The 1,672-nt window shown below is 64.3% G+C and carries 1 protein-coding gene; it reads right to left on the reverse strand.

Translation table 11 applies throughout. The features are described from left to right. Window positions 1-219: 219 nt before the first annotated feature. The gene (locus AU072_RS23240) at window positions 220-1,557 is read right to left on the reverse strand and encodes an IS110 family RNA-guided transposase (RefSeq protein ID WP_165595646.1); all 1,338 of its coding nucleotides are present in this window, start codon (window positions 1,555-1,557) and stop codon (window positions 220-222) included. Window positions 1,558-1,672: the final 115 nt, after the last annotated feature.

Consider the following 1,672-nt stretch of genomic DNA (forward strand, 5'->3'; position numbering starts at 1 on the left):
CAGACACCTTCGTAAGTGGTGTTTGTCAATGGTGGTTGGGGTGGCCTGCCCTGGTCCTGGTCTCAACGTAGTGCGTCAAACGGGTTCGATGTCCCTACTGCGTGCAACCGAGTTCTTCAGGACGGGCGGGGCCTGCTCATGGTGTCTGGCGAGATCAGCGATGGTGTCTCAGGGGCGCGTGGAGCTTGGCCCCAACCGTGGTCTTGGAGCCGGTGTTCGTTAGGCGGCTATGGGCATCACCTCGGCACCGGCCAGCCGGATATCAAAGGGCACGCCCTTGGTGGTGATGACGTGCAGCCAGCGCAATAGTGCCGCAGCGATCGCTGCGCGGGCCTGTCCGTCGGTGAGCCGATTGTGTTGGCGGGTGGTCAGATAGCGGTATCGAGCGGCCATCACCGGGTTGTGCGGCAACGCTCCCCAGACCGCGCGCCAAGCGGCCAGGCGCAGTCGTGGCCGGCCCCGCCGCGAGATCTGGCAGCGGCCACGAAACGTCCCGCTGGCGTTCTCACGCGGACACAGCCCGGCGTGTTTGACCAGGGCGCGAGGGCTGTCAAAGCGGGCGGGGTCACCGGTTTCGGCCAGCATGGCCGCTGCTCCGACTACCGAGAGACCGGGAATGGTGGTGACCAGTTCGGTGAGGTTGAGTTCGTCAAGTACCTCGGCCATGCAGGTTTCCACCTCGGCCAGCCGGGCCTTGGCTGCGCGCCAATCGGCGAGCACCCAGCGGGCGCGTTCGAGGGCTCCGTGTCGTTGGGTCCAGACCCCGGTCGGGTCGACCAAGGCCACATAGACCGCCTCGATGATGGCTCGGCGCCGACGGCAGCCACCCCAGCGGGACAGTTCACGAACCACCGCGGCCTCAAAGCGGGCCAGCCCGCCCCGTGCGAGTCGTTCGGGGTGGCCTGCGCAGCGGTCGAGCACCACCGCCAGGGCTGCACACCAATTGGTGGACTCAAACGGTTTGGCCGCTGCCTCAAGCACCCCTGGCCAGGCGCACTCGAGCAGATCACGCAGCTGCTGAATACAGGCGGTGGACTCGGCGATCAGCCGTTGACGGCGAGCGCCGAGCTGACGCAGCCGCGCCCAGACCTGGTCTGCACGTTCAGGGATGTAACAGTTGAGCTGGGCCACCAGCCGCGCGATCAACACCGCGTCCTTGTCATCGCTCTTGTCACGGGTGTAGTCCTCGGTTTCGCGGGCTTTGCCCACCAACATCGGATTCACACACACCAGCGTGATACCGCGTTGAGCAGCAAGCTGATCCAATACCCGCCAGCGATGCCCGGTCGGCTCACACCCCACCGTCACACCGGCGAAACCCTGCCTGCTCGCGAACCGCCGGGCCCAGTCCAACAACGGCGCCATATCCCAGGCCTTGGCTGACACCCGCTTGCGCGCCAACACCTGAGAATCGTGATCGGTGAGAACCACCACCTGTTTTTCATCGGCCAAATCGATACCCAAAATCGCGTAGTTGACCGGCACCAACTCCCGCAACCGGGCCAACTTCGCATTGCGACGCTTGTCACCACGCGACAGACGACTACCCTTAGCCATGACGTCCTCCTCGATGCATTGGGCTGAACCCGTTAACCGCATCAGGAGGACGTCTTCAACCTCTTCAAAATCCTCGAAAACACGCGACATAGCTCTCTTACTACGGTCGCTCGCG

Origin of the sequence: Mycolicibacterium novocastrense, assembly GCF_001499835.1 — a bacterium.
GTDB lineage: Bacteria > Actinomycetota > Actinomycetes > Mycobacteriales > Mycobacteriaceae > Mycobacterium > Mycobacterium novocastrense.

What these genes read in the sequence shown, in the direction of transcription:
- AU072_RS23240 (WP_165595646.1), bottom strand. Translation starts at nt 1,557, where the DNA reads ATGGCTAAGGGTAGTCGTCTGTCGCGTGGTGACAAGCGTCGCAATGCG.